We start from the raw sequence: 7,463 nt of genomic DNA, 5'->3' as shown, positions 1-7,463 counted from the left end.
GACCTCGGATTTTCCGGCACGGACCGGCATTCTCCGATACGCTCCGATACGCGGGTATCCGTCTTGTAATCGAGCGGTTAGGGGTTCGAGTCACCTCGCCGGCTCCAAGCGGATGGCGCCTGACCTGCAGTTATGAAAAGTTGGAGATCATTCACTCGAGATCGAAATATGTGTGTGGGCGCGGTGTGAGCGCATTCGTATTCTGTGCAGGGAACGATCTTGAGTGGGTACCCTCTCCGGGTGCCTGGGACCGGGAACTGCGGTCGCAGCGCCACCCCGACGGCGATTATGCTGCGTCATGTGACTCCGGCTGGTTTCGGCTCCGGGGTTGTCTGGCTCCTGGGAGCTCGCGCGTAGCGCGAGCTCCATATGTCCCGTCGATGGTGGGTGACGCCTCGTGCCGGCGCGTTCTTGGCGGCCGTTGCTCTTTCCTCGCGGTGGTTCCTTGGTTCCGGGGAGCCCTTGGCGTTCGAGCGGCTGCCATCTGGCGGCTGGGGTGGATTGTGGGCACGCCGAGAGGCCGGCACCCCGATCGGGGTGCCGGCCTCTCGGTGGGCTGGCCGTGTCAGGAACGGATGGCCGGTTGGGCTGTGGGGCTGAGACGGGTGGTGCCCAGATCGGCGCGTTCTCCAGCCCGGTAACCACTGCGTCCGCCGGTGCCGGTGAGGCGGCGCCGGCGGGTGGTGCGCAGCTTCGGGTAGGTGTTGGCGAGGTGCTCCTGGACGCGGTCGGCGCGGCTGGCCAGGACGAGGGCTGTGGATGGTCCGCCGGTAGCGCTGTCCTCGGCTTGGGCGTCGCGTCGGACGGCGTTTTCGGCGGCGGTGAGACGGTGGCTGACGGCGGCCGCGAATCCGGTGAGCCAGCTTCGTCGGAACGCGCGGGTGTCGTCGCCGGCGGGGATGGGTGTGGTGGCGAGGCTGTGGGTGCTTTGGATCAGTAGCGAGGTGTAGAGGATCTGGGTTCGTTCGAGGTCGGCGGTCATGCCGAACAGGTGGCCTTCGGTCACGCGGTTGCCGTTGTGGTCTCGGGTGCGCTGGACGATGCGGCATCCGAGAGGGTCGGCGATGGAGGCGAGGAGACCGATTTTGTCGGCGATGTAGGGCCGGTCGATTCTGATGGTCATGTCGGCCGCGGCTGCGGGCTGCTCGGCGGTTGCGTCGAGGCGGGCTTGGTCGATGCCGTAGCGGGCGATGAGTTCGGCGGCTTTGCGGTTGTAGGTCTCGCGGGCTTCGGTGGTGATGGCGTCGTCCTCGGCCATGGCGAGGAGTTTGCGGATTCGTGTGAGTGCGGCGTCCGGGTTCATGGGGCCTCTTCGGTGGGGGAGGGGGTTCCGGTGTTTTCTTGCCAACTCCAATTCTAGTTCGTTTGTTGCCGGTGGCGGCGTTTCCTCCGTGGTCCGACTACCTTTGTTTCGCTGGAAACAGTGGTTCGGCCTGGGAGTCGTTGGTCCCCTGCCTTTTCATCGAGAGGTTTCAAGGTGCTGCGCTGTGCAATTAACGGGTGTGGTGGCGGCCGAGGTTGTGGAGCGCCGGTGCGGATAAGGAGAGTTTCCCCGGATGTGCACGAGGCCTTGGTGTAGCTCTCCCTACAGGCGTTCTGGTTTGTGCGGGCGAATAATGAAGGTTCGAGCTATGCGGTTTCCTGGGGGCCGCTCGGCGGCCCCATCGCGCTCCGCCTTTGCTGCGTGTATTCGATCGCTCCGCCGAACTGACCTGTCGGGTGCGGTCGGCCGGGCTGATGTCGGGGTGGCGTGGCCGGCGTTCTGATCGCAGCGTTCTCGACGACGCGGGCGATTCCAGCGGAGGGCGCGGTGGGTGCTGTGCCGTGCGTTCGTCACGGGTGATGACGTTGGCGAGGTACATCGCGATGACGTTTTCGATGCTTGTGCGGATGAGTCTGCCCGGGTGGGTAGGCGGCCGGGCTCGAGGACCAGCTTCCGGTGATCGCGACGGCGAAGGTGCTCGCGTTGCGGCCTCGGGACCGGGCGGCGGTCGGCCGGGCGGCGCGGGCTGTCGTGGCGTATGTCGAGGGCGGTCAGCCTGACGAGGTATCGCCGTTGCGCCGGTACTACGGCGAGAGCCACGCGCCGGGGCGGCCGCGGGGCCAGGCTGCGGCGCTGACGGGGTTGGTCGGGCCGGCGGTGTCCGAGCTGGCGCTGACACGGCTGTTGTGCGGGGAGCACGGGGTGACGGGCCGGCCGCTGCTGGCGAACTCCGGATCGGCTGGCCGGGCGATGGCGTCCGAAGCCACGCCGTCCCAATCGGCCGCCGCGGACCCGTTGCCCGACGGGGCTGATGAGCAGGGCTGGCTGTCGCTGGAGGCGGCGGCCCGCCTGGTGGGTGTGAGCGCGTCCTACCTGCGGATGCTCGCGGCCCGTACGGCGGCACGTTCCCCCGCGAACGCATCGTCGTCGGCTGGATCCGTGGAGCCGGCAGGGGACGACAGCCAGGCGCCGGGGGAGTCCGAGGCGTGGCTGGCCGCGGAACGGGATCCGGCTACGGGGGCGTGGCGGGTGGCGCGCGGCGAGGTGGAGCGGTTCCGGGCATCGCGGGTGCCGCCGGCGGTGGTGATCGGTTATGACGTGACCTGTTCGATGCCGAAGACGATGTCGTTGCTGCGGGCGTTCGGAGACGAGGAGATCCGCGGGGATATCGACGCGGCGGTCGAGGTTGGTGTGGACACGGTCGTGACCTATCTGGAGCGGCACGCGGTGGTCGGCACCGTAAACGGGCATAACCGCGCCGGGTTGGGGCTGGCCGTGGCGTCCTATCTGCATGACGTTTCCCGGAGCCAGGAAGCTCACCTGCACATCCACCTCATCGTGGCCAACGCGGTAGCCGTTCCCGACACGGCGGTCGATCGCGAGGGCGACGACGCCCTGGACGGCATCGACGGTTACCCTGCGGCCGGGAGCGGCTGGGAGACGGGCCATCCGACAGTCCAGTCGGGACTGGTGTGGCGCGCGCTCGACGGGGAGGTGTTCCTCTCCCATGTTCGTACCGCTGGCTTCCTGGGTGCTGCGGCGATGCGCCACGAGTTGGCGCGGCGGCGGGGGCTGCGCTGGGGGCCGGTCCGGAACGGGGTCGCGGAACTGGCCGGGTTCCCGCCCACGTTGCTTGCCGCGTTCTCGACGCGTTCCGGTGAGGTGGCGGACGAGTACGAACAGCTCGTCGCGGACGGGCTTTCGCCCGGGGGGAGAACGAAGGCCGCGGCGCAGCGTGGATCACGTGCGCCGAAGAAGGTCCTGGCCGACGAGGAGGCGCGCCGTATCCAGCACGATCGGCTGGCTGCGGCCGGGTGGACGCCGGAGCAGGTCCGCGCGCTGGCCGCACCGGTCGATCGGGACGTACGAGGCCGGGTCGATGAGGAGCTGCCTGCGCTGATGGATCTGGTGACGGGTCCCCACGGCGCGACCGCGCAGACGACCACGTTCGATCGCCGTGAGGTCGTCCGCCAGGTTGCTGCGTGGGCGGGGGACCGCCTCGGTGCGGAGGAGATCGAGAGTTTCACCGATCAGGTTCTCGCGGATCCGCGGGTCGTCCTGCTCGGCCATCCAGCCAGACGACGCCGGCAGGTTCCCACGGCGCTGTATACGACGCAGGAGCTGATCGAGGTCGAGGACACGGTCCTGGCGTTGTGTCGTCAGGGCCGGGTCGACGCTGGCGCGGCCCCGAGGATCCTCGTGCCCCCCAGACTCCTTGACGTCTACTTGTCCAACGGGCCATCGGCACCTCGTCCACGTTCGGTCTCCCGCGGCCGGGACCCTGCCGGCCGCCGGCCGCGAACACCGGCGGGGCCACGCCTGTCCACCGAGCAGATCGAGCTGGTGCGCTTGCTGCTGGGATCCGGGGACCTGGTGCGGCCCGTCGTGGGCCCGGCGGGCACCGGCAAGACGGAGGCGATGCGCCTGGCAACCAGGATTCTGCTCGACGCCGGTCACGCGGTGTTCGCGGCGGCGCACGGTGGCCGGCAGACCGAGGAGCTCGCGGACCGGATCGCGGTCCCGGCCCGTGTCGTCGCCGGCTGGCTGACCCTTCTCGACCACACCGAGGACCCTGCCACCGTCTGGCCGCCCGGCAGCGTGCTGATCGTTGACGAGGCCACCCAGATCGGCAGCCGGGACGCGGAACGGCTGTTGCGGTGGGCGACGCGCACCGGCGCCGTGGTGGTCCTGCTGGGTGATCCCGCGCAGCTCGGTTCGGTCGGGGCGGGTGGCTGGTTCGCGCACCTCGTCGCGACGACACCGAACATCCCGGCGCTCACGACGCTGCACCGGCAGTCCGGCGCGGCTCTCGCGCCGGTCCGCGCCGCCCTGACAGCGCTACGTGCCGACACCGCGCCGTCGGCGCGAGACGCGCTCAACCGCCTCGCCGCGGATGGCCGGGTTCGGCTCTTCGACGACCGCGACGCGCTGCTGGGTGGCGTCGTCGACGACTGGTACGCCGCGCGGACCGCGCCGAGGCCTGACGAGCAGCGCCGTTCGGGGCGTACAGGCCGGTCCGCGCCGCCGGCGATGATCTCGATGATGGCGGAGCGGACACGGGACGTGGAGATCCTCGCCCGCGCCGCGCGGGCGCGCCTCACCGCGGACGGCACCCTGACCGGACCCGTCCTCACGGTGGCGGGCCGGGAGTTTCAGGTCGGTGACGAGGTCATCACGCTCACCCAGGCCGGGCACACCCTCGTCCCCGCCGGCCGCCCGGCCTCCGCCTACATCCGTACCGGCACCCTCGGCGTCGTCACCGCGGTGACCCTCGACCCCGGCGTACCCGAATGCCAGACACTCGACGTGCACTTTCCCGGCAAAGGCGATGTCAAGGTTCCCTGGAAGTACCTCACTCACCGTTTCGGGGACGGCAGGGACGGCGGCCTCGGCTACGCCTACGCGATCACCGCTGCCAAAGCCGAAGGCGCGTCCATGCCGACCGCCCGCGCGGTCGCGCCGGACGACACCAGCCGCGCCGGCCTGTACGTGATGCTTTCGCGCGCCCAGACCGATCTCACCGCCTATGTCATCCGCCGCGCCGATCTCGAAGCCGACACCGATGAGGAGGACTGGCTTCCTGTCCTGCGTGATCCGGACGGCCCCTTCGACCGGCTCGCCGAGCATCTCGCGGGTTCCCGCGCCGAACGGCTCGCCACCGACCACGACCCCCTCGCCCGCGCCGCCCATGCCCTCCGACGAGCCCACACCCTCGCCGAACTCCACCACCTCGCCACCAGCGGCTCCTCCACCGCGCCGCGGGACGCGCCCCGCGCCCCGGCCGGCCGCGCCGGACTGGCCGACAGCGCCGGCACGGCCGGCGCGGGGATCCCCATGCCGGTTCTGCGTCGCGCCGAACTCGCCGCCGAAGCGGCGATCCGCGCCGCGTCCGTCACCCAACCGCCACCCGCCCTCACGGCGCGGATCGGCACCCGGCCCGCCGCCGGACCCGACCGGGCACTGTGGGACCAGGCCGTCGCCGCGCTGGCGATCCACCACGCCCGCCACAGCCCGGACTCGCCACCGGACGAACCCGGACCACCCCCACCCCCGGCTCCGCCGAGAGCGGGCAGCACCGGTGGACGGCACACCACGACCTCGCGGTCGGCCTGACGCGGACCTGGGCCGACGGGCTTCCGGACCGGATCCGACGCCGGTTCTACTCCCAGGCGGAGCAGGTTCCGCGCCACCGTGCGATCGCCGGCCTTCACGCCCTGCTCGACACCGGTCACAGCCCCGACGATCTACTCGCAGCCCTCACCCGTCAGGAGCAGACCAGCGCGCGGACCGGCGCGGCCATCCTCGACCACCGCGTCGGCGTCCTCTGTTCTGACCACAACGTCGACCCGGGCCACTATCTCCTCCCTGCGCCGCTTTCAGCCCAGGATGAATGGGCCGACCTCGCCGGTCTCCTCGACCTCGCCGAGATCGCGCATCTTGCCCGGCGCCCACCGGCGGACCTGGCCACCGAACGCCGCGCTCTCACAGCAGCGGAGTCCGTTTCCCGTCCCGCCGAGTGGGCCTCGACGCCTCGACTCGGTCACGGGCCCGCGAGCCCGTCAGGGGACAGACTTCGGCGCCTCGACGCTGCGCTCGACCGTCAGGTCGGCCACGCGCTCTCCCAGGCCCGCGTCGACCCGGCCGACTACCTCACAGGACTCCTAGGCCCCCGACCCGCCGAGGAACCAGCCGCCGCGGCGTGGGACACCGACGTCCAGCACATCGAGCGGTACCGCCACCGCGAACTCGGCCTTCCTCACGGGACAGCGGCCGATTCCACCGCCCTGCATCCCCTGCTCCGCGCGTTCGGCCGACCACCTGCGGACCCGGTCCGCGCCGCCGACTACGACCAGGTGATCAGCCGGTTCCGTGATCATCCGCTGGTCCTTGACCTTTGACACGAACCCGACTTCCGGATCAGGTGTCGCCGTTCACACATCTGGGGGAGTAGGGAGATCCGCGTTCTGGAGGTGGGGATGGTCGTGCGGGTGAGAGGGAGGGTCGCGGCGCCGATCCTGGCCGGCCTGGTGCTGGTCTACGCGGCTTCGCCGGCGTTGGCGAACGGTCCAGGCGCTGTCGAGCAGGTGCAGCAGGCCGAGACCTCTGCGCCGCCTACGGAAAGTCCCCGGCCCAGCCCGGTTCCGATCGAGGTCACCCCGGACTGGCGTGACCTCCCGGGCCGATCGAAGATCGAGGATCTTCTGGATGTCGCGGCTCAACTCGGGCTTGTCTGCTGTGTGGGCGCGGTGATCGTGGGCGGTGGCGCGCTGGGCATTGGACGGGTAACAGGCTCCGCGCCGTCCGGGATCCGTGGCTGGGGCATGGTTCTCGGTGGCGGCGGGGGCGCGTTGATGATCACCTACGCGCCGGATCTGATCGCGTGGATGACGGCGTGAGCTCGCGGCCTGGACAGCGTCGTGACGGTGGACGGCGTCGCTGGGGGCTGCTGGTCGGCGCGCTGACCTGTGCCGCCATCCTGGTGATGATCGGTCTGGGGACCGCGCGGTTCGGTACGTGGGCAGCACCCGTTACCTTCTGGATGGCCCCGCAACGGGGCTCCCGGCCTCCGGACCTGGCATGACTTGAGCCCCTCGTCGGTCATGATCGAAAAAGTGGTGTCACCAAGTTCCGGAGGCATCGGCAGACCGCTGATCAGGGGCATGACCGTCGAACTCATCGTGAGCGAGACAGGCTCTTCGTAACGTGGATGCCGGCACGCTGATGCCGCAGGTGAGGCCGGGAAAGTAGACAGCGCTCGCGGGAGACAGCACGTGATCGATACCGGTGGCATCGACGTCTACCTGGGCCTGGACGTGGGCAAGGGCGAACACCATGCCACCGCTCTCACCCCAGCCGGGAAGAAGGCGTTCGACAAGCGGCTACCCAACAACGAACCGAAACTGCGGGAGGTATTCACCCGGCTGCAAGCCAAGCACGGCACCGTGCTGGTCGTCGTCGACCAACCTGCCTCCATCGGCGC

The 7,463-nt window shown here is 70.1% G+C and carries 4 protein-coding genes; 3 read left to right on the top strand and 1 reads right to left on the bottom strand.

All coding sequences use genetic code 11. The features are described from left to right. Positions 1-565: 565 nt before the first annotated feature. Entirely contained in the window at positions 566-1,303 is a 738-nt protein-coding gene (locus tag FREUN1FDRAFT_RS37220; RefSeq protein WP_006545600.1) for a DUF2786 domain-containing protein, read from the bottom strand. Between the two features lie 636 nt (positions 1,304-1,939). Here FREUN1FDRAFT_RS37220 and mobF point away from each other — a divergent pair. The 3 genes from mobF to FREUN1FDRAFT_RS37205 all read left to right on the top strand — a co-directional run. Next, positions 1,940-5,596, top strand: a complete 3,657-nt coding sequence (gene mobF / locus FREUN1FDRAFT_RS37215; protein ID WP_006545599.1) for a MobF family relaxase — start codon at positions 1,940-1,942, stop codon at positions 5,594-5,596. Positions 5,597-6,465: 869 nt separating this feature from the next. Beyond that, on the top strand, positions 6,466-6,879 hold the full coding sequence (locus tag FREUN1FDRAFT_RS40520) for a hypothetical protein (RefSeq protein ID WP_232295592.1): 414 nt from the start codon (positions 6,466-6,468) through the stop codon (positions 6,877-6,879). 375 nt (positions 6,880-7,254) lie between these two features. After that, positions 7,255-7,463, top strand: a 209-nt coding sequence (locus FREUN1FDRAFT_RS37205; RefSeq protein ID WP_006545595.1) for a transposase, incomplete at its 3' end; no start/stop codon positions are given.

This window comes from Parafrankia sp. EUN1f (assembly GCF_000177675.1).
GTDB lineage: Bacteria > Actinomycetota > Actinomycetes > Frankiales > Frankiaceae > Parafrankia.
This window is presented reverse-complemented; position numbering and strand designations above follow the sequence as displayed.